Below are 26,625 nucleotides of genomic sequence, written 5' to 3'. Positions count from 1 at the left end.
AAAAATATAACCAAAAACAAGTATTATGAAAAAGCAACTACTTTTATTAGTGTTGTGCTGTCTCTGGAGCGCCCAGGGAATTAGAGCACAAGACTTAATTGGGCCTTCGCACAGCTGTCGCACAAAGGAGGTCAATGAATTGCAATTGAAGAATCACCCCGGTTCTTTAAAAGAGAATAAAGCTTTTAATCTTTTTAGTAAAGAGTATGCTAAAAAGATGAGTACTAGAAAGAGTTCCGAAAATACGACCTACATCATACCGGTTGTCTTTCATGTGTACGGAACTTCATTCAACGGTAAATCGGTTACACTTCAAAAAATACAAGCTGCATTAAAAAATCTTAATGAGGATTTTAAGGGATTGAATGATGACTTTAATACAGTTGAGCCTTTTTTCCAGGCCAGAAGAGGAACTTTAAATATTGAGTTCAGGCTGGCACAAATCGATCCTAGCGGAAAATGTACTACGGGAGTAATTTTTGAAAGAAAGAAAAATGGATATGGTAACGGAGGCGGTTACGACAACCAGATTCAGGCAGATGCATGGGACAATTATAAGTACATGAACGTTTACATTCAAAACGATCTGTATGCCGATGGAGCGACCAATAATTCTGGGGTTTGTTGGTACCCGGATTCCTGGATGTCTGATAATAATTTGGCAAGATGTGTTTATAATGGTGCATATTTGGGAGAGAACACAAATAAAGAATTTGCATCAGTACTTACGCATGAGTTTGGACATTTCCTGAACTTGATACATACTTTTGATGGTGGCTGTACTGGAACCGATGAGGTAGACGATACTCCAAAAGAAGATGGAAAACACTCCTTAGGCTGTGTACCGGGAACAAATTGTGACGGTGATAAAGTAAATATCGAAAATTATATGGGATATAATGCTGCGCAAGGATGCAGTAAAATGTTTACTCAAGGACAGGTGGTAAGAATGTTGGCCGCTTTACAGCATCCCGCAAGAAGAACATTATGGACGGCACAAAATTTAACTGCTACCGGTGTTAATACCACGGGAAGCAGTTTGGTTTCTGATATCACAAGTTTTAAAGAAGATATTGCTAATAACGGAACGATCTCTGGTAGTGCCAGCATTACCTTAAACGGAACTACATTTGCTAAGTCAAGCGGAACGCTAACTTCGGGGGTTGATTTTAATGCTAATTTACCGGCTGGTTTAAGCGCCGTGATTGTGATCAATAGTAGTAATCAGGCTACGGTTACTATTAGTGGGACAGCAGTAAGTCATACTGCAACTAATACTGCTATTGGCGGAATCACTTTGTTAGCTCCTGCTTTGACCGGAGGGGTGAGCGGTATGCTTTGCGATGGATTGAGCTGGAATTTTAAATTTAGAGATCCTTATGGTATTTTCTTTGTTGATATCCCTGATATGACGGTTACATCAACTTCTACATGGAAAGCTTTTTTGGTTGAAAAAGGAGATGATGTAAAGTATGGTGCCTGGAGATTTGCAGCCAATCATTTAAAAGTAGAAACTTATGGAAAAAGACTGGTAACTAATGCAGGAACAAATAATATTACACCTCTTGGTTTTAATACTGCAATTAATGCTAGCAGTAATTTTACAGCACCGGGAGCTTATCCAAATCAATTAGATATAAGAACGCCGTCTTATACAATTTGGGATGGAAAAACAGATTATTTTGGTTTTGAATACAGCGTTGACGGAGAAAAATGTTATGGATGGTTAAAGGCTGTTGTTAAGGCAGATGGTTCGGGATACAGCATTATAGAGTATGCTTATAATACACAACCGGGAGGAACAATCTACACCGGAATGACTGATAAAGTTGCCTTAAGTGTTTCTCCGGTTGTCCTTTTCGAAGCAGCGGCCAACAATGGAAGTATTTCGCAAACTTCTTCTCTTAAGTTAACGACTAATAACGGAACTTTTGTTAAGAATTCAGGAGAACTAACTCCCGGAGTCGATTATACGATTAGTGGAGTTCCGGCAGGTTTGACGGCTAAGCTAAACGTGATTAGCAATACCGAAGTACAATTGGCTTTCACCGGAAATGCTGTTGCTCATTTAAAAGATAACAGTGCTTCAGTGGTGGTAACATTTTTAGATGCGTCTGTTACAGGTGGCACAGGAGGGTTGTCAAGTTCTGTTGCGTCTGTCAAAGTTAATTTCAGAGATCCTTACGCCATCGTACATGTAAAAGACGTGAATTATTCAGCAGATGCTGTAAATACCTGGAAATTCTTCAGAATTTCAGCCGATGCGGATCAACAGGATTATGGAGTTTTTGTCGATAAAGGAGATCTTAAATTAGAGACTTATACCAAATCAATTGTCTGTGAAGGCAGCTCTTTAAATATGACTTTGATTGGAGCGAATCAATTGATCAATAGTAGCAGTAATTTTGTTGAAGGAGGCAGTTATCCTAATCTACACAACTTAAGAAATGCTTCTTATAAATCATGGGATGGAAAAACCGGTTATATTGGTTTTACCTTTACAATTGCGGGAGAGGCTTGTTACGGCTGGTTTAAAGTAAAAGTAAATGCTAAAGGAACGTCTTATACTTTATTAGAATATGCCTATAACACTGAGCCTGGAGCGGGTATCAACACCGAAGATATTCCGGTAGATCTTTCGGTTCATTTGGCCAATACACTAGACGAGATCACCGAAAATGCTTTGAGTAATGATGGAAGCTTTGATACAAAAGTAACCATTCAGCTTACCACAAACGACGGCACTTTTACAAAAAGTTCAGGAAGTTTGGTTCAGGGAACAGATTTTAAGGTAACAGGATTACCTGCAGGTTTAACGGCTGAAATTATGATACTAAATAGCACAACAGCAGAGTTAAGTTATACAGGTAAAGCAACGGCCAATGAAGCAACAAATTCAAGCACCGCAACCATTACTTTCCTGAATTCTGCAATTACCGGAGGAGCCGCTATTTTGGATAGTGATAATTTTACGACTAAGTTTAATTTTAAGAATGCTTATAAAATTGTTTATGTCGATTTACCAACTCCTTTTACCGTATCGGTTACTGGTTCGAAGTGGAATCCGTTTAATATTACAGCAGAGGCGGATAATGCAAGTTATGGTCTATTTGTGGAAGGCAGCGATTTAAAGTTGGAAACATATAATAAGAATTTGGTTTGTGAATCCGGAGGAAACAGTATTTCCTATTTGGGCTATAACACTACCATTAACGGAACGAGCAATTGGAATGGAACAAGAGTTCCTACTTTAAGAAGTAGTTCGTATACGGTTTGGGACGGTAAAAAAGGGTACATCGGATTTAAATATACAAAAGACGCACATTCGTTTTATGGTTATTTTGAAACAACTGTAAGCGCAGACGGAGAGAGTTACACCATCGATAAATATGCTTATAATACAGCACCGGAAGGTTCTATCACAACTCCAGCTTTATTTGCCCATATTGCTAATGTACCGGCTGGCATTTCTGAAGATGTGTCCAGTAACAATGGTACTTTCAGTACTATCGTAGCATTGACAATCGATGGCGGAACTTTTGCAAAAAGCCAGGGCAATCTGGTTGAAGGTACTGATTATACTATAGCAGGTTTACCTTCAGGTTTAACTGCTAACATCAATATAACAAGTAGTACCACAGCGCAGGTAACTTATTCCGGTAAAGCGGTATCAAATGAAGTGCTAAATGCAGGCACAGTGACCGTTACGTTTTTAGATCCTGCCATTACAGGCGGAATTGCTAAACTGGATGTAGCTCATTTTACTACTAATTTTACTTATATCGATGCGTATAAAATTATTTATGTCGATTTGCCAGCTCCATTAACGGTAGCGGTTGGAGGTAGTACATGGAATTTTTTCAGAACTACAGCAGATGCTGATAATACCGATTATGGATTGTATGTCGAGGGTAGTAGTCTAAAACTGGAAACATATAACAAAGATTTAGTTTGTGAAACCGGAGGTAACAATATTTCCTATTTGGGGTATAATACTATAATTGATGGAACTAGCAATTGGAACGGGACAAGAGTTCCTACTTTAAGAAGTGGCACTTATACAGCCTGGGATGGCAAAACGGGGTTCGTTGGTTTTAAATACACTAAAAGCGGAGTTGCCTATTATGGCTATTTTGAGGTGGTTGTCAATGCCGACGGTCAGAGTTATTCTATAGGTAAATATGCTTATAATACGGCTCCTAATGCTGCAATTACGACACCTTTCCAATTAGGTTCGGTGAAGTTGACCAATAGTCCGGCTGTAATTGCTGAAGATAAATTAGCTAACGAAGGAACTTTTAATACTACCGTAGAAGTACAATTGACCACAAATGGAGGAACTTTTACAAAAAATTCAGGAAATTTAGTTGAGGGAACAGATTTTACCGTAACAGGTTTGCCATCAGGATTAACCGCCCAGATTAGTGTCGTAAACAATACTACTGTTCAGGTTAGTTATAGAGGTAAGGCAGCTGCGCATGAAACTGCAAACACAACTACAGCTGTAATAACCTTTTTGGACGCAGCAATTACCGGGGGAGTGGCAGTTTTAGAATACAAATCGTTTACTACCGGATTTACTTTTACAAATGCTTATACCGTAGTTAAAGTAGATTTGCCAAGCCCTATTATAGTATCGGCTTCAAATCCTTTAGGATCCTTTAGGATTACGGCTGAGGCCGATGGAAATGAGACCGAATTTAAGCTACAGTATGGTGAAGATGGTTTGAAATTTTTGACCAATAACGGTTTAGTAAGTGAAACAGGAACAACTTCAATTAGTTTCATTGGAACCAACCAGACAATTGGAGGAAGCAACAATTGGAATTTGTTGGGAGATGCAATGATTAGCAGTCCTGCTTACAATAACTGGAATGGAAAAACGGGATTCATAGGGTTTGCATTTGTTAAAAATGGCATTTCTTATTATGGTTATTTTGAAGCGGCCGTAAGTACAGACGGGAAAAGTTTTGCAGTAATACGATATGCATATAGTGCAGGACCGCAGGCTTTAATTACAACGCCTTCTACAGTTGATACTTTTACTTTTCCTACTTTGGGAACTGTCGATTTTGAAACTAAAGTTAGCTATACCCAATATCCAAACCCGTTCAATGAGGCAATAAACATTAGCTCTGCTTCATTTTTAGGGAAAAAAGTACAAGTGCTGATTTATAATAATTTAGGGCAAAACATATTTACTAAATCATATGATGAGTCTGCTGATACGATAACTATTGATGGCAGTAATTTTACCACTGGTTTCTACTTCTTAAAAGTGACAGTGGACGGTAAAGTTCAGTCAGTTAAAAAGATAATAAAATATTAAATTTTAACCCATTAGATGAAATCATTTGAAGTAAACTAAAATGCTCGGCTAATAAAGATACTGTAAAGTAACAGATGTATTTTTTGTCTATGATAAATATATTGAGCTTAAGAAATCAATTGTTTTGCTTTTAATCGGTTGGGGATTAGTTTTTATTTATTATCAATGTTGGGGTACTCTATTAAAAAAAAACTTTTTAACCTAAAAAGTGGCTGTCCGATAAAAATTGACAGCCACTTTTTTTTAGGTAATAGACTCAAGAGTCTTTTATAATTTTAAACATTAAAGCCTCACTTATGAGAGTTCAGGTTTGGTTTATGATCCCTCGTACCAGCTAAATTTATCTTTTATAATAGAAGTTTTTTCCAGTTTCATATACTCCAGAAGAGAGGCGGAAACCGGAGAATGTTTTTTTCCTTTAAGCCATATTAAACTCCATGTAGTTTTAATGGGTAATCCTTTAAAAGGAATAATTTGCAGCTCCTGATTGTGTAACTCATTCTTAATTCCAATTAAAGGCATAATAGAACAACCTAATCCTGCAATAACTGCCTGCTTAACCGCTTCATTAGACGTAAGCTCCATTTTCTTGTCAATAACAATAGCATTTCGATCAATAAAACGCTCCATCGTTTGTCGGGTGCCGGATCCTTTTTCTCTAAAAATAAGAGGCATATTCTGGAGTACCTCATTCGAATTTTTGGTGTTTTTGAACTTCGTTTTAGTATTACTCACCAGATACAGCTTATTTTGAAGTAAATCTAATTTCTCAATATTCAAGTTTGAGGGAAGAATTGAAACCAAGGCAAAATCAACTTCATTTTTTTCCAGACTACTAATCACTTTACTTTTATTCGTCACATCCATCTGCAACTCAATTCCTGAATGCTCTTTCATAAAATCGGACAGAAAATATGGCATCACATATTTACCGGTCGAGACAACTGAGATTTTTAATTTTCCAGTCAATTGTCCCTTATAAGCCATTGTTTTGAAATTGATAGTCTCTACCTGATCTATTATTTTCTCTGCAATTTCTGCAATCTCCCTCCCAAAATCGGTAATACACAATCTTCGGCTCACCACCTCCGTCAACGGAATGTCAAATTGATCCTGAAGGTTTTTGAGCTGAATAGAAACTGCAGGCTGTGTCAAATGGAGTTCTTCTGCAGCTTTGGTAACACTTTGTGTCTGGACAACCTTTAAAAAAATATGAAGCTGATGCAATGTATAGTTCATAAAAATATTTAATGTATAGTATTACAAATATAAATAAAAATTTATAAACATAAAGAATCAACTTTGCCAGCGCTTAAGATCTGAGTCTTTCTAAGAAAGGCGAGAAGTACAAAAATCACCTAATCTTAAAATTAGAACCAGACTTTTAAAAGAACAAATCATAAAAAAAACAAATGGTTGAAAAAGAAAAATCAAAAAAAGTGAAACAAAAAGGATCTGTTTTTAAGATTCTGTTTTGCATAATCTGTCTGATTACAGCAATTATGGGGGCTGTATTATTTGAAAATCTATTATTCAGAAGACTCTCAGATGCCATAATCATCTTAGCGCTATTAAATCTTATTCGGTTATTATCCGGTAACAACATTATCAACTTAATTATCACACATGAAAAACACACAAAAAATTCAATTAATTAAAGGATCCTATTCTAACGAAGAAGCCAAAGAAATTTTATTCAACCTGATTAATGCGAAAATAAATTTTCACAACCTAAAAAACTTTAGTGATGACGAACGCTCCGGAAATCTTGATGAAATTAGTTTAAAGAGAATCGCAGAACTTACCGAAAGCAAGGAGGTAATTTCAGAAGTTATAAACTATGCAACTAAAGAAAACTTAAAGATTACAATAGACAACGACATCTTTTTAACAGTCGAAGCCCAACAAACAGCAAAAGAAAATTAGTCCTGACTATCAGAAGGGAAAAAGAAAAAAATATGATAAGCAACGATATTGAACTCGCAGTCGAGATATTAAAAAATGAGGATGTAATTGGTTTTCCAACGGAAACTGTTTATGGTTTAGCCGGAAACATTTACAGTACCAAGGCTGTTCATAAAATATTCCGCATTAAACAAAGACCATTACACAATCCGCTGATTGTACATATCAAACAGATTGAGGATCTGGATACAGTAGCTATTGAAATACCTGAGCTCGCAAAAATCATGGCGCACAAATTTTGGCCAGGTCCGCTCACTCTTCTATTAAAAAAACATCCCGATGTTTCTGAGCTCATCACAGCGGGGCACGAAACCGTTGCTGTTAGAATCCCTAATCATCCTGTAGCATTATCTCTGTTACATCAATTAGATTTTCCCGTGGCAGCTCCCAGTGCTAATCCATTTGGTTCTATTAGTCCAACTACTCCCGAGCATGTTGATGCCTATTTTAAAGACGAGCTCCCATTGGTTTTAAATGGAGAGACCTGTAAAGCCGGGATAGAATCTACTATTATTGGGTTTAAAGGAGAAAGTCTTGTGATCTATCGCTTGGGGGCAATTTCTAAAGAAGAAATAGAAAATGTTGCAGGGCCGGCAACGCTTTATAATAAAGAAGAAAATACTCCCGAAGCTCCAGGTATGCTCTCAAAACATTATGCGCCTAAAGTAGCTTTACATTTAACGGATAACCTTTCAGAATCAATCCGCAAATTTTCAGATAAAAAAATAGGATTGTTGGTATTTAGACAGCATAGGGAAGATCAAAATAGTAAATACCAAATTGTTCTTTCTCCTACTGGTAGCCTGAAAGAAGCGGCTTCAAAATTATATGCAGCACTTCATGAATTAGATGCTATGGTACTAGATATTATAATCGCAGAACGTTTCCCGGATCACGATCTTGGGAAAACAATTAACGATCGACTTGAAAGAGCTTCGAAAAGATAAAGAATAAGATATTTTTCACACAAGAAATCAGACAATAGTATTGCTTTGTCCGCGGGGCAAAGCAGCAGTTACAGCAAAGAAAACACACCTAAAAGTTTAAAAAGTACAAACGTATGAATCTTAATTTATTACTTGAAAATTTAACCAATCCTGCACTGCTCTTTTTTGTATTAGGTATTATAGCGGCGTACTTAAAGAGTGATCTCGAAATTCCAAAGAACTCATCTAAATTCATTTCACTTTATTTACTATTTGCAATTGGTTTTAAAGGAGGGCAGGAGTTATCTCACGAAGCTTTTACAAATGAAATCCTCTGGTCAATGTTATTCGGAATTTTTATTTCGGGAATAATTCCGGTTTATACTTTTTTCATTCTTAGAAGAAAATTAAGCGTTTACGATGCCGGTGCTATTGCTGCGGCATATGGTTCTGTGAGTGCAGTTACTTTTGTTACGGCGGTCTCCTTTTTAGAGAGTCAACAATTAGCACTGCATGGTCATATGGTGGCAATTATGGCCTTAATGGAATCTCCGGCTATTATTATCGGGTTGGTTTTGATTTCTTTCTTCAATAAAGATAAATCCAGCTCTATTCAAAAACGTTCAGCATTAAAACATTCTCTAACTAACGGTAGTGTGCTGCTTATTCTGGGAAGTTTAGTGATTGGTTATCTGGCAAGCGAAAAGCAGGCACAGGGAATTGAACCTTTTACAAATGATTTATTTAAAGGATTTTTGGCTATATTTTTACTGGATATGGGAATAACAAGTGGACAAAAAATGAAATCCTTCTTTTCTTTCGGATGGTTTCCTTTTCTTTTTGCAATTTTGATCCCTTTACTTAACGGCTGTGTTTTTGCAGTATTGAGTTCGTTCGTAACTACAGATATAACCAATCGTTTTATCTTTGCTATATTGGCAGCAAGTGCTTCTTATATTGCGGTTCCTGCGGCAATGAAAATTACAGTTCCTCAGGCAAATCCCGGATTGTTTTTGCCAATGGCTCTCGCTGTCACTTTTCCTATCAATATAACAATAGGACTTCCGCTTTATTTTCTAATTGTGCAAAATTTTTAAAATTACCCTTCACTAGTTTATGGGAATTAAAGGGCAAACGAGTTAACCTGCTCTAAATAAGTGTTTTTACTTTTAAACGGTACGCATTATGTTTAAATAGGTCTATAAAAAATGCTAACCCTTTAATTCCCTATACATTAAAGTTCTGTTTCTTGGTAGTACATTAACTTGAATGCTCTGATTTTACCTTTTGCGGTATAGCTTCTTTTAATTCATTATTTTTAAAAGAGAAATAAAATAGGTAGTATTAAATTTAATGTTGATTGATTTCTTAGATTTGTATAGTATCACAAAACTAGCCGATCATGCCATTAATTGAACAATCAGAATATAATTTACCTTCGATTATTCATCGCAATAGGCATATTTCTACTATTTATGCTGCCTTGATTAAAAAGTATGATGTTCCCGAATATACAAGAGAGAAACATGAGCTAAGTGATGGAGATTTTATAAATATCGACTTTATTATAAACGATCCTAAAAAAGCAGTCATCCTGTGCCATGGTTTAGAAGGTGATTCGCGCAGAACATATAATAATAGTTGTGCAGCTTATTTTCAGGAAAAGGGTTTTTCCGTTTTTGCATGGAACAATCGCACCTGTGGAGGAGAGATGAATCGTCTCCCAAGACTTTATCATCACGGTGCGGTGGATGATCTTAACGAAGTTGTACAGTTTGTTTTGCAAAAAGAATTCGAAGATGTTTACTTAATTGGATATTCAATGGGAGGTGTTCAGCTCTTGAATTATTTAGGGTGGACAAAAATCGACGAACGGATAAAAGCAGCGGTTTCTATTTCTGTTCCAACTCATATAGCAACAAGTGCTGCTGTACTCAAGCAAGGTTTTAACAGGGTCTATTTGAAGAACTTTACAATTGATATTAAGAGAAAGCTAAAACACAAGGCAGCACAGTTTCCTGATTTTATAAACCGCGATCAGATTGATAAAATATCCTCGTTTGATGAGGTCGATCAGTACTTTACGGCACCACTGCATGGATTTGCAAGCCGGGACGACTATTACCAGCGCGTTTCTCCGGAATTTTCTCTTCAAAACATTACAATTCCGGTCTTAATTATTAATTCATTAGACGATCCTTTTTTGGGAGAAAGGTGTTATCCCAGAGCTATAGCCCAGGATAGCGTGTATGTTTATTTGGAAACTCCAAAATATGGAGGGCACTGTGCTTTTCCACTGCGCAATTCAACGTATTCCTATGTAGAGACAAGGGCTTACGAGTTTTTTGAATCCTTTAAAGGTCTTGCATAGTATTTAGTATTGTAGAAGGTGTAATTGAATAAACATCACAAAAAAAGTTGTAGATAGTTTGAATTAAATACCTACTTAATATATAGTAACAATCCGGCAGGTTTAAGATCTGTCGGGTTTGTTGTTTCTGTTCCTATATATAAGGAGTGATTTTATCAAGCAAAGTGAAGTCGAAGATGAGGTTTGGAATTTGGAATTTGGCATATTTAGGAGCTTTCTCCCGCTATTGGTTTCAATCTTTTGCTTTTTAAAGGAAAAAGCAAAAGGATTTCCACTTCTATCGGGGCTAGGGGATGGGTTTTCAAAAGAAAATAAGGCAAAAAAGCAAAACTTGGCGTCTTTGCGCCTTTGCGAGACTAGTAAAATCGGGCAGTTTGAAAAGATGGAACTATGGGGAAAGAGATTCACTAAAGAAAAACCTTTCAAACCTGAAAATAGTTTAATTTGTAAAAGGGGTGTTATCAGAGTGTTAAGATAAAGTTTGAAAAAAGATTCAAAATAGTTGGATGAAAAGCTTGTAGAACTCAATAAAGTGACTACTTTTGCACCCGCAACAGCGATAGACGTTCACTGAAATACTGACAAGCAAAGGAATTAAAACGAAAAGAAATTTTCAAAAAAAGATTCGAAAAAGCTTGTGAGATTTGAAAATGGATATTACATTTGCACCCCGCAAACGAAGTTCACCGAACACTTTTAAAAATAGAAGTTAAGTGAGGTAAAACACGGGAAGCTCATTGAAAGACTGGTAAGGAGAGAAGGAAAAAAGGAAAGAAATTTTTTTAAAAAAAAAACTTCAAAAATCTCTTGCCATTTAGAAATAAGTTTTCTACTTTTGCACCCGCTTTGAGAAACAAGCGAAACAATAAAAAGAAACACGTTCGTAGACATATTGAATTGACAGCCGTTTTAACAGAGATGTTAAAGCAAAAGAATAAGAGTAAATGAATCGAGAGATTCGAATAGAACCGATAGATAAAGCATCGCAATATAATATAAAAAATATACGATGAAGAGTTTGATCCTGGCTCAGGATGAACGCTAGCGGCAGGCTTAACACATGCAAGTCGAGGGGTATGCTTCTTCGGAAGCAGAGACCGGCGCACGGGTGCGTAACGCGTATGCAATCTACCTTTTACAGAGGGATAGCCCAGAGAAATTTGGATTAATACCTCATAGTATAGCTGAATCGCATGATTCTACTATTAAAGTCACAACGGTAAAAGATGAGCATGCGTCCCATTAGCTAGTTGGTAAGGTAACGGCTTACCAAGGCTACGATGGGTAGGGGTCCTGAGAGGGAGATCCCCCACACTGGTACTGAGACACGGACCAGACTCCTACGGGAGGCAGCAGTGAGGAATATTGGACAATGGGCGCAAGCCTGATCCAGCCATGCCGCGTGCAGGATGACGGTCCTATGGATTGTAAACTGCTTTTATACGAGAAGAAACACTGCTTCGTGAAGCAGCTTGACGGTATCGTAAGAATAAGGATCGGCTAACTCCGTGCCAGCAGCCGCGGTAATACGGAGGATCCAAGCGTTATCCGGAATCATTGGGTTTAAAGGGTCCGTAGGCGGTTTAATAAGTCAGTGGTGAAAGCCCATCGCTCAACGGTGGAACGGCCATTGATACTGTTAAACTTGAATTATTAGGAAGTAACTAGAATATGTAGTGTAGCGGTGAAATGCTTAGAGATTACATGGAATACCAATTGCGAAGGCAGGTTACTACTAATGGATTGACGCTGATGGACGAAAGCGTGGGTAGCGAACAGGATTAGATACCCTGGTAGTCCACGCCGTAAACGATGGATACTAGCTGTTGGAAGCAATTTCAGTGGCTAAGCGAAAGTGATAAGTATCCCACCTGGGGAGTACGTTCGCAAGAATGAAACTCAAAGGAATTGACGGGGGCCCGCACAAGCGGTGGAGCATGTGGTTTAATTCGATGATACGCGAGGAACCTTACCAAGGCTTAAATGTAGATTGACCGGTTTGGAAACAGATCTTTCGCAAGACAATTTACAAGGTGCTGCATGGTTGTCGTCAGCTCGTGCCGTGAGGTGTCAGGTTAAGTCCTATAACGAGCGCAACCCCTGTTGTTAGTTGCCAGCGAGTCATGTCGGGAACTCTAACAAGACTGCCAGTGCAAACTGTGAGGAAGGTGGGGATGACGTCAAATCATCACGGCCCTTACGCCTTGGGCTACACACGTGCTACAATGGCCGGTACAGAGAGCAGCCACTGGGCGACCAGGAGCGAATCTATAAAACCGGTCACAGTTCGGATCGGAGTCTGCAACTCGACTCCGTGAAGCTGGAATCGCTAGTAATCGGATATCAGCCATGATCCGGTGAATACGTTCCCGGGCCTTGTACACACCGCCCGTCAAGCCATGGAAGCTGGGGGTGCCTGAAGTCGGTGACCGCAAGGAGCTGCCTAGGGTAAAACTGGTAACTAGGGCTAAGTCGTAACAAGGTAGCTGTACCGGAAGGTGCGGCTGGAACACCTCCTTTCTAGAGCCTCAAATGTTAGTAGTAATACACGTTGAGGAAAAAAGATGTTAATTTAGAAGGTTCTGAATCACAACATTCACTTACTCTTGCTGTTAATTTAAAAAATAATGAAAATTAAGTAAACAGAGTCTCGTAGCTCAGCTGGTTAGAGTACTACACTGATAATGTAGGGGTCGGCAGTTCGAGTCTGCCCGGGACTACTTTTTTAGAGTTTAGAGTTGTAAATTATGAATTATAAGTTATAATAAAAAACAACAAACTAAAAAAGACTGAAATACTTAAGATAAAGGAAATTTTAGAAGTTGAGCGTTTATGAGAGAATTCATAACTCATAATTCATAACTCATCATTTAAAAATGGGGGATTAGCTCAGCTGGCTAGAGCGCCTGCCTTGCACGCAGGGGTCAACGGTTCGACTCCGTTATTCTCCACAAAGCCGAAAGCTATAAGCTTTAGGCGGTAAGCTAAGAAAGCTTAAAGCGTATTGCTTAAAGCCTACAGCTAATAAAGTTCATTGACATATTGAGATAAGAAAATAATAAAAAGTAGAAAGCGTTTTTTGCAATTTTATTGTAAAAGACAAAAAAAAACGGTCTTAATTAATTTTAAGATTGGTACAATAAGCAAAATAAGGGCGTATGGGGGATGCCTAGGCTCTCAGAGGCGATGAAAGGCGTGATAAGCTGCGAAAAGCTACGGGGACGGGCACACACCGATTGATCCGTAGATACCTGAATGGGGCAACCCACTATGTTGAAGACATAGTACACCGATAGGTGGGCAAACCCGCTGAACTGAAACATCTAAGTAGGCGGAGGAGAAGAAAACAAAAGTGATTCCGTAAGTAGTGGCGAGCGAACGCGGATTAGCCCAAACCAATGATGTTACGGCATGATTGGGGTTGTAGGACCACGATATTTTATGTACAAGGAACCGGAAGTTACTGGAAAGTGACACCATAGAGGGTGATAGTCCCGTATGGGTAACGAGTATAATAGATAGTGGTATCCTGAGTAGGGCGGGGCACGTGAAACCCTGTCTGAATTTGGCGGGACCATCCGCTAAGGCTAAATACTCCTGAGAGACCGATAGTGAACCAGTACCGTGAGGGAAAGGTGAAAAGAACCGTGAATAACGGAGTGAAATAGATCCTGAAACCATACGCTTACAAGCGGTCGGAGCCCTTTCGTGGGGTGACGGCGTGCCTTTTGCATAATGAGCCTACGAGTTAACGTTGCTGGCAAGGTTAAGTGGTTAAGCCACGGATCCGTAGCGAAAGCGAGTCTGAATAGGGCGCTTTAGTCAGTAGTGTTAGACGCGAAACCGTGTGATCTACCCATGGGCAGGTTGAAGCTGTGGTAACACACAGTGGAGGACCGAACCGGTTGACGTTGAAAAGTCTTCGGATGACCTGTGGGTAGGGGTGAAAGGCCAATCAAACTCGGAAATAGCTCGTACTCCCCGAAATGCATTTAGGTGCAGCGCTGAGCGTAAAGTTATATAGAGGTAGAGCTACTGATTGGATGCGGGGGCTTCACCGCCTACCAATTCCTGACAAACTCCGAATGCTATATAATGTTTCTCAGCAGTGAGGGCTTGGGTGCTAAGGTCCAAGTCCGAGAGGGAAAGAACCCAGACCATCAGCTAAGGTCCCCAAATATACGCTAAGTTGAAAGAACGAGGTTTGTCTGCCCAGACAGCTAGGATGTTGGCTTGGAAGCAGCCATTCATTTAAAGAGTGCGTAACAGCTCACTAGTCGAGCGGACGAGCATGGATAATAATCGGGCATAAGTGTATTACCGAAGCTATGGATTTACAGTCTGACTGTAAGTGGTAGGGGAGCATTCTAACAGGGTTGAAGGTGTATCGTCAGGTATGCTGGACTGGTTAGAAAAGAAAATGTAGGCATAAGTAACGATAATGCGGGCGAGAAACCCGCACACCGAAAAACTAAGGTTTCCACAGCTATGCTAATCAGCTGTGGGTTAGTCTGGTCCTAAGGCGAACCCGAAAGGGACAGTCGATGGCTAACGGGTTAATATTCCCGTACTACTAATTACTGTGATGGGGTGACGGAGTGATGAAAGCGCCGCGAACTGACGGAATAGTTCGTTGAAGTACCTACCTATAAGATCTGCAGGCAAATCCACAGATCTTGGGGAAATACGATAGTACTCGGAGTCTTCGGACAAAGAGATAGTGCGCCTAAGGGCTTCCAAGAAAAACCTCTAAACTTCAGGTAATTAGTACCAGTACCGTAAACCGACACAGGTAGTTGAGGAGAGAATCCTAAGGTGCTCGAGAGATTCATGGCTAAGGAATTAGGCAAAATAGACCTGTAACTTCGGGAGAAAGGTCGCCAGCGCAAGCTGGCCGCAGTGAAGAGGTCCAGGCGACTGTTTATCAAAAACACAGGGCTCTGCAAAATCGTAAGATGAAGTATAGGGCCTGACACCTGCCCGGTGCTGGAAGGTTAAGAGGAGATGTTATCTTCGGAGAAGCATTGAATTGAAGCCCCAGTAAACGGCGGCCGTAACTATAACGGTCCTAAGGTAGCGAAATTCCTTGTCGGGTAAGTTCCGACCTGCACGAATGGTGTAACGATCTGGACACTGTCTCAGCCATGAGCTCGGTGAAATTGTAGTAACGGTGAAGATGCCGTTTACCCGCAGTGGGACGAAAAGACCCTGTGCACCTTTACTATAGCTTAGTATTGACCTTGGATAAATGATGTGTAGGATAGGTTGGAGACTGTGAAGTGGCGTCGCCAGGCGTTGTGGAGTCATTGTTGAAATACAACCCTTTGTTTATCTGAGGCCTAACCCCGCTATGTGGGGGACATTGCTTGGTGGGTAGTTTGACTGGGGTGGTCGCCTCCAAAAGAGTAACGGAGGCTTCTAAAGGTTCCCTCAGTACGCTTGGTAACCGTGCGTAGAGTGCAATGGCATAAGGGAGCTTGACTGAGAGACATACAGGTCGATCAGGTACGAAAGTAGAGCATAGTGATCCGGTGGTTCCGCATGGAAGGGCCATCGCTCAAAGGATAAAAGGTACGCCGGGGATAACAGGCTGATCTCCCCCAAGAGCTCATATCGACGGGGGGGTTTGGCACCTCGATGTCGGCTCGTCACATCCTGGGGCTGGAGAAGGTCCCAAGGGTTGGGCTGTTCGCCCATTAAAGTGGCACGCGAGCTGGGTTCAGAACGTCGTGAGACAGTTCGGTCTCTATCTACTGTGGGCGTTAGAAATTTGAGTGGATCTGATTCTAGTACGAGAGGACCGAATTGGACAAACCTCTAGTGTATCTGTTGTCCCGCCAGGGGCACCGCAGAGTAGCTACGTTTGGAAGGGATAAGCGCTGAAAGCATATAAGCGCGAAACCCACCACAAGATGAGATTTTTTAAGGATCGTGGAAGATGACCACGTTGATAGGCTATAGATGTAAAGGCAGTAATGTCATAGTCGAGTAGTACTAATAATCCGTAAGCTTATGTACACCTTTTCCCGTCCGTTAAGGCGGACGGGGAGAAACTTTCTAAAATAGTAAATAAAAGTACTTTTCTTTATCTCAGTATGTTAAGATATTTGCAGCGAAGCTGCAGTTGATAGTTGAAGGTTGGTAGTTGATGGAAACACCAACAACCATAAACCAACAACCGCCAACAATGACCTTAAGGTGGTTATTGCGGCGGGGCTCACCTCTTCCCATCCCGAACAGAGTAGTTAAGCCCGCCTGCGCAGATGGTACTGCAGTTATGTGGGAGAGTATGTCGTCGCCTTTCTTTTTAAAACCCTATCCAAATCGGATAGGGTTTTTTGTTTTATAGCGCTTTTTAAATTCTTGCGTGCTTTGGGTAATGCTTTGCGAACTTTGCGGTTAAAAAACAGATCGCGGATTGTACTGATTCGCTATGCGAAAACGCGAATTAGAACGGATTTTTTTGTTAATTTTTATGTATTAGTTGCTAAGGGCTAGGTTGTTCTTTTGAGATTTGGCATTTGCTCTTTCAGAGCAATATTTACGCATAATACTCTTTAATATTAATAAGGGCTGAAAGCCCGAAAAGCAGAAAGCATAGTGCGAAGCGCTATGAAATAAATAGCAATAATATCATTTTTCGCCCTGAAAGGGCAGAAGCCTCAACATAAAGAGAAGAATTTATATTATTTTGAATAGTATTTCCTGGAAGAGATTGATTTTTGGTTATCGAAAACTAGTAAGAATTAGTTTTTTTGCCCTTTCAGGGCTTTTTCTTTTAGGTACTCTTTCTATCGTTGACTGCGTTAGGGATGGCAGCGGTATCCTTTTGTGATAGCTGGCCTTTTCTTAAATCAGTTAAAACTTATATCACAAAAGATTTAGCGTACAGCCCGACCCGAAGGGAAACGCCCAGAATAAGATTAGACGTAAACCCTGATCTCTAGAAAGAACTTGATGCCAATAAAATCAAAAATTTTCTCTTGTGTTAATTATAAGTGACGATTTCAACTGTGGGGCTAGTATTGTTGTGAGGTATTGCCTCCCAACGGTTGAAACCGTCGGCAATATTTGCAATATTGTGTTTTGTATAACTTTGAGTCGCTGAAAAGGAAGCACTCAATATTCTTAAATCTCTGAAGTTTTAGAACGGTGTACTTGTTGCAAAAAAAAACTTCATTAGCTATTTTTAAGTGCAAAAATAATCTACAAGATGTAATTAGATTAAAGAAAAAATATTTTATCTGTTAATCAGCTATTTTTTGTTATATGTAAAGTTATTACTCGAATGGACATTTGGGCTAAATAATACTGTAGATGTAATACGGCAGGTACTGCAAATAGTTTTATAATACATTGTGACAATTATTCTAAGGTTATCACAAGAATACAACTAAATTACTTTTTAACGGGTTATTTAGTTGTATCTGACTTTAAAGGGTATTAGTTTTTATTATTTGTAAAGAAGTATAGTATTAATTTGCTTAGAGCTAAGTAAAAAGTTATTATAAGTGCTATCATTGTTTTATTATTTTTTTTGATTTTAATAATGTTGTGATGATCCTGAGAATTACTTTTATATCAGTGATGTTATATGGTGTCGACTGATGAGGAATATTTTGTGGCGTTATTCATTTTCGTTGCTATTACGGTAAAAATGTAATACCAGTTAAGTCTGCTTTATTATTTTTTAAGAATTCGTAGGTAATTTTATCGGTTTGACAATTTATGAATTGAACTCGTTTCAAGTTGTTGTTTTTAAAAAAGGTGTTTGTAAGTGTTGAATTTTGGAATATTACTTTTTTGAATTCACAGTTTTCAAAATAGCAATCCTCCAATGTTCCTTCAAAAATGATATTATCAAATTGCATTTCAACAAATGATGTATGATTCCATATTGCATTTACTACCGGATTGTTTATAAAAACTCCAGATTTGAATTCTGCTTCGGTAAAATTAGCATCAGAGAAATCACAGTCTTTGATGTGACTTTTGAAAAAAAGAGCTTCTTTTAGTAAACAATTTTTAAAAGTATTTTTGTTTAAACTGGAATTTAAAATCTGACCTTTTCTAATATCAGAAGCTGAAAAATCGCAATTGTCAAGATGATTATTCTTCATGAAATTTGCTCCAATAAAATTGGCGCCAGTGAAATCACAATCTTTAAGATAGTTTCTGGAAAATTCAGTCTCTTGTAAAGAACAATTTTTGAATATATTATGTGTAAGGTTTGAGCTCTGTATATTACTGTTGCTAATGTTGGAATTTGTGAAGTCACAGCCATTTAGATTGTTGTTTTTTAGAATAAGACCCGATATATCTGATTCAATAAATAAGCAACGTTGCATATTGGAGGAACCAAATTTTTGGCTTAGATTTTTCAACCCCGAAAAATCAGCGTCTACCCAATTTCCATTTGACATATCCCAGCTAAGTTTTTTCTTTTGCTTTATCGGTAACAATTCATCAGATTGATTTGCTAATGGTTCAATTGGTGTGGTTTTACTAGTTTCGGATTGAAAATTTTCAGAGAAATAATTAAGATCAACACCCAGAACTTCGGCCAAACGATTAAAAGTTGTTATATCTGGCATTGATTCTCCGCGTTCCCATTTTCCAACAGCTTGTGAACTAATAAATAGATGTTCGGCAAGCTGTGCCTGAGATAAATTTATTTTTTTTCGTGCTACAGCAATTTTATTGCCGATCATTTTAGTATTTAACATGGTATTATTTTTTTGTTTTTAGATAATACAAAGGTATTTGGATGTATTTTTAGAATCAAAAAAAAACAAAAACTTATAGTTGTATTTAGGCTACTTTTAGTTGCTATTTGACAACTACAGGTAGTATAGATGAGTGAAGGCTCGGAAATCTTGGGAGCTGATAAATACTTATAGTTTTGGTTGAAGTAAAATAAAAAAAAACAGCTCAATTCTGAGCTGCTCTTAATCAACTCAAAATTGAGCTGTTCTTGATTGTGGGGGCAAAAAATTAATCTTGTAAAGAAAGACTCTCATTTACAGCTTTGGTTGTAACTTTTATTTTGTGTGTCATAACCTTACCATTTTCTATTATCTCTAAGAAATAAAAATCGGATGAACAGCCTTCTAAACTAATCGTTGTTGATATTTCTAGTTTGTTTATTTCCGACTCTCTGGAGTAAATTAAAATTTGATTTTGATCGTAAATATTGAAAGAAGAAGTTTCGGCAGCATCCAGTATAAATTTTATTGCTTTTTGATTTCCGGTTGCTATAGTCAAAGTATAATTGCGTGTACTTTCATCAGCATAAGTATAAATTGACGACAATAATATGTCTCCAATAAATACTGTTTTACTAAATTGTGTCATTCTTTTAATTGTTTGATAGTCAAATAAAATTGAGGCGCAAAATTAGAAAATAAATTAAGTTTTATTCAAAGAAATCTTATTTTTATAGTGGTAAATTGCTGAATTATAGATATTTTGGTGTTTCTATTAAATTATGTGGTAAAAATGTAATTGTTCGAGTTTCTTTTTATACTTCTTATAAAAATAGAGGTTGATTGTCAGTTTATTAGCATTAAAAAAAAAGTAATTTTAATTTAGAATTTGCTATTTCGAAATTTTGCGATTCAAAAATGCGTTTAAAAGTATTCCGGATCGATTATTTTTAAATCAAATATGTCAATTAGCTGCTAAAAAAAGAATGAGTAAACCATAGTATTTTGACAAAACCTATTTTTTATAGTGTATAAAAAAAATGATCTGAGCCAAAAGGCTGTGATTAGTGGCAGTGGCAGAGAATTTATGATAGGTTGAGTGGTTGTACATTTTTAGCTAATAGACGAAAGCCGGAGTATGGGTTAACTAGTCGGTTTGTAGTATAGTTAGTAATAACATAGCTTTGAAAAGAAGGATGTAACAGATAAAAACTCCCTTAAAATAAGGCTTAACCGGAGGTATAAAAAAAAGTTAAAAACAGACTCCATTGTTCAAATGGCACAGTTAATGCTAACGAAGGAAATATAGTATAATCAGAATACTTAATGAAGTATTACAAAATTTAAAAAGAATGAGAAGATTTAAAGGTATGTATGTTTTTATGATCGTGTTATTATCATCAATTACATATGGTCAGGAGAATTTAAGAATGTTTGTAAGAGAGAATAAAGTTCCATGTCAGGGTGTTGCTCCAATGGAATGTTTGCAGGTAAAGTATGATAATGACAAAGATTGGCAGTTTTTTTATAATCATATTGACGGTTTCAATTTTGAACAAGGAAATCGATATGAGATTATGGTGACCAGAACAAAAAGACAGGGTGTTGTTCCTGCCGATGCTTCTTTATACGAATACAAACTGAAAAGTATTATTTCGAAAACTGCAGTAAAAGAAGAGAAAGGGATTTACAATACAAAAATGATCCTGACCCATTTGAATGGGAAAAAGATAAATAATGGTAAAGCATTTATTACCATAAACAAAGAAGCAGGTACAATCAGTGGTAAAAATGGCTGTAATAACTTTAGTGTAAAATATATAAAGCTTGCTGCAAAAAATCAGATCAAAACCGATGCTCCTTTTGGGACTTTAATGGCTTGTGATGAGAAGAGTATGAAATTAGAGCATGAATTTAGTGAAGCTATAAAGGATAAGAAATTTAAAATTGTAAAGAAAAAGAATAAGGTACAGTTTAAAAATTTACAGAACAAGACTATTTTGGAGTTTGCAATACCAACTCAAAATGAGCTGTGGAGTTATATTGGTAAGAACAACTGGAAGTTAATTATGCTTGAAAATGTGGGACAGGATTATGGTCGTGCTTTTATTAAATTTGATACAACAAAAAAACAAGTGAGTGGTAATACAGGTTGCAACAATTTTGGAGGTACTTATGAAAGTAAAGCTGATCGTGTTGTTTTTAATAATGTAAGAACTACTGCAATGGCATGTATTGGTGAAGAAGCTAATAAAACGGAGCAAAAAATAGTATCTTATCTAAACAATAAAGACCTGCGTTTTGACGTAGCAGATCAGACTCTGAATTTTTATCTTAATGACAAACTTGTAATGATGTTTGGAATTACAAAATAAAATTTTCACTGCATATAAGAACTAAAAAGCCTGACGATCTTCGTCAGGCTTTTTAGTATATAGAGGTATAATAGCCTAAAAAACTGCAATTTTTCCCGATTGTATTTCGCCTGAACTGGTAATTATTTTATAGAAATAAATTCCGGAGGCAATATTTTTCAGAGTAATGTTATTGGTTTTCGAAAGTAACGAAAAAGTATTAGTATTTTGTCCACTGACATTGTACAAATAGAAAATGGCGTTTCCCTCTTTTTTGGCTTCAATATTTAAGTCTTCATTTTTGCTTAGTAGCGTGGGGTGAACCAGAAACAAATCATCTCCTAAATAATTGGCATCAACAATTAGAGAACTTATTACGGTATTGTTTTTTAAAAGAATGTTTATCTTATATTTATTACGGCCCTTTACAGGAGTTAGATCTAAAAATGAGAGCGTTTTTGAATTGATATCGTTTGTTGTACTAATAACAGCTTCGGTATTGTTGATCATTTTTACCAACTCGATTCTTTTGATATTGTATAAGCTGAAAAGACTGGTGTTAATTTTTATTTTATCTTCTTGATAAACTTCTGCCAAAGCAAACTCGAAATAGCAATTTGAGTTTTGCGCATACTGTAATGTCGACTCACTTTTTATTCCTTCGTTATTGTTAAATACAGGAATAACGGTATAAATTTTCTCATCAGTATAAGTGTAAGTATTGTTTGTTGTCTGTTCTTTAAATTCTAAATGATCTTCCTTGAGCTGATAAATATTAAAGGATGAAACATCAGCAGGTTTGTCCCAGTTAATTTCGGTTGTACCATCACAAACTAAGCTGGCATGAATATTTAAATCATAAGACATCGTAAAACTATCAGAGATATAATCGGTGTTATCAATGGTCATTTTTAATTTTGCTTTTGAAAATTTTTGCTCTTTTGGGATATAAGTGAATTGTTCACTGTTTAGATTTATATCATTTGCAATAATTTCCCAGTTTTGCCCATTATTGTAGCTTATAGACAATTGTCCAGGACTACCGGAAAATGACGAATTCCACTTAAAAGGAGAAATAATCTTACCATCATAGGGGAAATTATCATTATGAACAGGGTAATTCCATTCAAATCGATTTTGTAGTTCATATTCGTAAGCGATGCTGTATTCTTGTGAAGTATTTGAAACATATGAACCAATAATATTAACAGTATAAGATCCGGATGCGGGGTTTTCAATAGTCACTTGCTCTATGGTATTTATTTTGTCTTTTCCTCTTGCGGCTTGCAGTTGTGGAGCGTCAGGATTAAGAATCCAGGGTAGAATAGTAGTTTTGTCGGCTGAAACAACTTCGAGGTCTAAATCGTTTACCAAACTGATATTACTATTGATTGCACCAGGCAAATCGTTCCAGACTAATGTGATTTTTAAGTTTTTTGCATTTTCCGGAAGAGCAATAAGGTGTGAAGTTGTTTGGCCGGACGTCAAGGTACCGGATAAAATTCTATTTTCGCTGATTGTTTTTAAACTTTTATCAGCATTGATGTTGCCATAACCATAGGTAAAATCGGGACCTGGATTACCTAAATCTTTTGCACTATTAATCAAAATTGCCTTTGTCTGGGTATTAGTCAAAGGGATATTGTGTATCGTTTTATAATGTTGTTTCATAAGAGTGATAATTCCAGTAGCCAATGCTGTAGAATTTGAAGTTCCTTGGGTGCTATAAGCTACTAACTCTGGTTTTATTCGACCGTCATAGGCCGGACCTTTTGAAGAAAAGGGCATAATTATTCCGTTTTGGTCAATACACCCCAGTACGATGCTATTTTTTGATTGCTTGAAATTACCGGTAATCGATTTATAACCCTGAAGGCCAATGTTTCCCGAGGAAAAACAGTGTGTCAAATTAGGATTTGAGAATAGTTGAGCGTCATAAGCATTGGCGAGTGAACCATAAAAATTCTCAATCACTGTGCCATAGGAATGATTTTGAGTGGTAGCACCTTGTAAATTGGCTATTTCATCGGGAAAGATATTCGAAAAATTAGATGATTGTATCTTAGATTTTGGAGCAACACCTTTTCCTAATGAAGAACTGTTTCCTAATCCCGAAGCTATAGTTGCCATTGCTGTTGCATGGTTTGATACAATAGTGGATTGTATTGAGGAAGGAATGTTTTTATTTAATAAATCAATATCATTTACATCAAAAAAATCATCTTTGATCGCGACAATTTCATTTTCGCCAGTTAGAAGAGGAAAATTTATATTAGCTTTATTTATAGAGTTGATACTAAAATTTTGATCTATTATTTTAGACTCAGTTTTTGGTTGCAGTGATTCCTGCGAAACTGAAGTTACGCTGCTCAAAGATATAATGGTATCAATAATTTTTTTTGAATCACTTTTTATGACTACAAGGTGATTATCCAGTATTTTGATAGTAGAAATATTAATTGATTTTAAGTCAGTAAGTAAGGTTTTGATTGAGTCTGTTGCAATTATATACTGTTTACTTTCTGTGTGATTCGAAAAATCAGAAGGTAGTTTCCATAAATTATTTACTGGGATAATTTTGTTTAAAGTCCGATTCGATTTTAAATTTTTATTTTCCACAATACAAAAAGTACTGTCAAGTTTTTTAACAATATTGTAGTTGTGGTGGTGTGCATTTTCTAAAGATGTAAAATAGTATTTTTCAAATTTGCTTTCATTTTCCTTTTTTATGTAATGCTCCCATTTTCCTGGGCTTTGCGCGAGACTAATTGTCGTGATCATATAGAGGAGGAAAGTAATTTGTGTCTTCATTTATTAAGAGGTTAGGGCAGTTATAAACATTGATTCCAATGGCATAAAATGAATTTTACAATGGTTTATCACTTTTAAATTTAGATAAAACCAGGTATAGATTTATGTTTAATGATTTATAAGTGAAATATTTATCCATTGTAGGTAATCAAAGTTATTAAATTATTTGTAAAAAAAGTACGAGTTTTTATTTCATGCAACACCTTCAAAATATATTGCATCTGTGATTTTAATTTCAGCATACTTTTTATATTTTAAATGAGGTATCAAATTGTGGAATCATTTTTTAGTAAAAGCAACAGAAGTTGAATATTGAAATCATATTTTTATAGATAACAATCTGATTTGTATTTAATTATTGATTTTACTGGGCTTAGCGTAATAATCAGATAATTAGGATTAAAAAATCACAAAGTAATTATTTAACAAAAAATGTTAAAATTGTTAAATAACTGTTTTATAAGTATTTTAATATAAAAAAATAGTTAAGTTTGGAGATAAGTATTATTAATATTTTGTAAAGATCCCCGTTTACCAAACTTTTTTAACAACCAAAAAAAACCTGTTTATGAAAAAAATGAAATCAATTTTAGCCTTGTCATTTGTGGCACTAATGGTGTTGTCTTGTAATAAAGATGATCAAGCGGATCAACCAAAAGAAGGATCTCTTAAAGTAACACAAGATGTGTTGAATAAAATTAGTGCACTTGCACTAAATAATAATGATGTTCAAGTGATTAAAAACACGAAGTTAGATGGTACCACTGAGGATGCTTTCCTGATAGAAGGTGACATTATCATGACTGAGGAGCAATTAAATAAAATGAATATTCACGGTGGTATTACTACAGAACAATACCGCACTACTAATTTAGTATCTACTCCAAAAACTATTAAAATTGTTGGATTATCCGGGACTGGAACAACAGCTTTAAGCGCAAATATGAAAGCTGGATTACAAGCTGCAGTAAATAGATACAATAATTTAGGTTTGTCTATTAACTTTACACTAACTTTTAGTTCAAGTACTACAGGTGCAAATATAGTTGTAAAAAGACAAACCGGAGGTGCCGGTGGAGTAGCAGGTTTCCCTTCGGGAGGGAATCCTTTTAATTCCGTTACATTGTATTCTGGATTAGATACATATTCAGTTAATGTAAATGCACACGTAGCTGCACACGAAATTGGCCACTGTATTGGTTTACGCCACACAGATTATTTCAGCCGTCAAAGCTGTGGACAAAATTCAAACGAAGGAGCAGCTGGTGTTGGAGCAATTCATATCCCAGGAACACCTACAGGATATGATTCAACATCTTATATGAGAGCATGTTTCAGTTCAAGTGAAACTGGAGCTTTCAATGCTAACGATGTTACAGCTCTTAATTATTTATATTAAAATTTAAATTAGGGGCTCTCTTTACAAAATATAAGAGGCTGTTTCATTATTTGAAACAGCCTCTTTTTTATAGTTAGTTATAAATCGTTTGGTCTTTTAAATTAACAATTTTAGAATTAGTTTCATGCAAGAATATTGCAGGTAATAAATATAACAACTCATTCGAAAAGCTAATGGAGTTTTATGAAAATAATGATAAGTTAAAAAAGGAGAACTAACATTAATTCAATGTAAATAATGGAAGTAAGAAGTGAAGTTACAAAATTAAAAGAATTAGGAGTGATGCCTAATCATGATGATAGTGTTGAAGACATCGTTGTTGAAAATTCCAAAGAATTATAAAAATCTATTTTGTCATAAAAAGCAGTACTAAATTTTTAATATTAAAAAGGTTTATTTTTCAATGTTTTCTGTTAACTAAAAAACAAAAAGAGGAAGTTTCATTGTACTGAGACTTCCTCTTTTTTGTAGAATAAATATTTGATGACTTTTTTATCAATTTTACACTTCTTTTGTTGGTCTGATAACGAGCATATCTTTCATTACGGTAATGGTTAAATCTTGATCGATTATGAATCCCGCTTCTTGTAACCAATTGCCACAAAGACGAATTAGTGGGAGTACCTTAGGTCGGGGTTTGTGAAGACATTTAGAGCGTGATTCCCTATGAAAAGAGTACGTTTTAATGTGACGAACAGATAATATATTAGATGTCCGTTCTAGTGCAGAGATCGTGCTTACCATCTCTGTGTTGTTTGTTTTTTC

General features: G+C 36.6%; 12 protein-coding genes, 2 tRNA genes and 3 rRNA genes. 12 read left to right on the top strand and 5 right to left on the bottom strand.

Annotation, left to right across the window (positions count from 1 at the left end; translation table 11 throughout):
- Positions 1–25: 25 nt before the first annotated feature.
- The gene (locus OGZ34_RS19140) at positions 26–5,329 is read left to right on the top strand and encodes a zinc-dependent metalloprotease (protein WP_263361381.1); all 5,304 of its coding nucleotides are present in this window, start codon (positions 26–28) and stop codon (positions 5,327–5,329) included.
- Positions 5,330–5,644: 315 nt separating this feature from the next.
- On the opposite strand, the gene OGZ34_RS19135 is transcribed toward OGZ34_RS19140, so the two are convergent.
- Positions 5,645–6,568, bottom strand: coding sequence for a LysR family transcriptional regulator (locus OGZ34_RS19135; RefSeq protein WP_173964604.1), 924 nt, complete (start codon positions 6,566–6,568; stop codon positions 5,645–5,647).
- Positions 6,569–6,955: 387 nt separating this feature from the next.
- Here OGZ34_RS19135 and OGZ34_RS19130 point away from each other — a divergent pair, with 387 nt between their 5' ends.
- From OGZ34_RS19130 to rrf, 9 genes are all read left to right on the top strand, one after another.
- The gene (locus OGZ34_RS19130) at positions 6,956–7,255 is read left to right on the top strand and encodes a hypothetical protein (protein ID WP_263361380.1); all 300 of its coding nucleotides are present in this window, start codon (positions 6,956–6,958) and stop codon (positions 7,253–7,255) included.
- Between the two features lie 32 nt (positions 7,256–7,287).
- Positions 7,288–8,241, top strand: a complete 954-nt coding sequence (locus tag OGZ34_RS19125; protein ID WP_263361379.1) for an L-threonylcarbamoyladenylate synthase — start codon at positions 7,288–7,290, stop codon at positions 8,239–8,241.
- A gap of 113 nt (positions 8,242–8,354) precedes the next feature.
- Positions 8,355–9,317 carry a sodium-dependent bicarbonate transport family permease gene (locus OGZ34_RS19120; protein WP_173964607.1) on the top strand — a complete coding sequence of 321 codons (963 nt, stop codon included), beginning with the start codon at positions 8,355–8,357 and terminating at the stop codon, positions 9,315–9,317.
- A gap of 305 nt (positions 9,318–9,622) precedes the next feature.
- Positions 9,623–10,591, top strand: coding sequence for a YheT family hydrolase (locus OGZ34_RS19115; RefSeq protein ID WP_263361378.1), 969 nt, complete (start codon positions 9,623–9,625; stop codon positions 10,589–10,591).
- A gap of 1,006 nt (positions 10,592–11,597) precedes the next feature.
- Positions 11,598–13,111 (top strand): 16S ribosomal RNA (locus tag OGZ34_RS19110).
- 126 nt (positions 13,112–13,237) lie between these two features.
- Positions 13,238–13,311, top strand: a tRNA-Ile gene (locus tag OGZ34_RS19105).
- Between the two features lie 158 nt (positions 13,312–13,469).
- A tRNA-Ala gene (locus OGZ34_RS19100) sits at positions 13,470–13,542 on the top strand.
- Positions 13,543–13,728: 186 nt separating this feature from the next.
- Positions 13,729–16,609 (top strand): 23S ribosomal RNA (locus OGZ34_RS19095).
- 176 nt (positions 16,610–16,785) lie between these two features.
- A 5S ribosomal RNA gene (gene rrf, locus OGZ34_RS19090) occupies positions 16,786–16,895 on the top strand.
- The 16S, 23S and 5S rRNA genes sit together here with 2 tRNA genes alongside, the layout of an rRNA operon.
- 1,342 nt (positions 16,896–18,237) lie before the next feature.
- On the opposite strand, the gene OGZ34_RS19085 is transcribed toward rrf, so the two are convergent.
- Positions 18,238–19,317 carry a pentapeptide repeat-containing protein gene (locus OGZ34_RS19085; protein ID WP_263361377.1) on the bottom strand — a complete coding sequence of 360 codons (1,080 nt, stop codon included), beginning with the start codon at positions 19,315–19,317 and terminating at the stop codon, positions 18,238–18,240.
- A gap of 268 nt (positions 19,318–19,585) precedes the next feature.
- Complete coding sequence (locus tag OGZ34_RS19080) at positions 19,586–19,945, bottom strand: secretion protein (RefSeq protein WP_263361376.1); 360 nt, start codon at positions 19,943–19,945, stop codon at positions 19,586–19,588.
- 703 nt (positions 19,946–20,648) lie between these two features.
- Here OGZ34_RS19080 and OGZ34_RS19075 point away from each other — a divergent pair.
- Positions 20,649–21,671: an META domain-containing protein gene (locus tag OGZ34_RS19075; protein ID WP_263361375.1), complete on the top strand. Its 1,023-nt coding sequence runs from the start codon at positions 20,649–20,651 to the stop codon at positions 21,669–21,671.
- Positions 21,672–21,746: 75 nt separating this feature from the next.
- Here the strand turns inward: OGZ34_RS19075 and OGZ34_RS19070 are convergent, their stop codons facing one another.
- Entirely contained in the window at positions 21,747–24,461 is a 2,715-nt protein-coding gene (locus OGZ34_RS19070; protein WP_263361374.1) for a S8 family serine peptidase, read from the bottom strand.
- Between the two features lie 577 nt (positions 24,462–25,038).
- Between OGZ34_RS19070 and OGZ34_RS19065 the strand changes: the two genes are divergently transcribed.
- The gene (locus tag OGZ34_RS19065; RefSeq protein ID WP_263361373.1) at positions 25,039–25,860 is read left to right on the top strand and encodes a zinc-dependent metalloprotease; all 822 of its coding nucleotides are present in this window, start codon (positions 25,039–25,041) and stop codon (positions 25,858–25,860) included.
- Between the two features lie 501 nt (positions 25,861–26,361).
- Here OGZ34_RS19065 and OGZ34_RS22455 read toward each other — a convergent pair.
- Positions 26,362–26,604 carry a SymE family type I addiction module toxin gene (locus tag OGZ34_RS22455; protein WP_395343689.1) on the bottom strand — a complete coding sequence of 81 codons (243 nt, stop codon included), beginning with the start codon at positions 26,602–26,604 and terminating at the stop codon, positions 26,362–26,364.
- Positions 26,605–26,625: the final 21 nt, after the last annotated feature.

The sequence above is a fragment of the Flavobacterium collinsii genome (assembly GCF_946903285.1).
GTDB lineage: Bacteria > Bacteroidota > Bacteroidia > Flavobacteriales > Flavobacteriaceae > Flavobacterium > Flavobacterium collinsii.
Note: the sequence above shows the minus strand (reverse complement) of the source record. Positions and strands in the feature narration are given on the sequence as shown.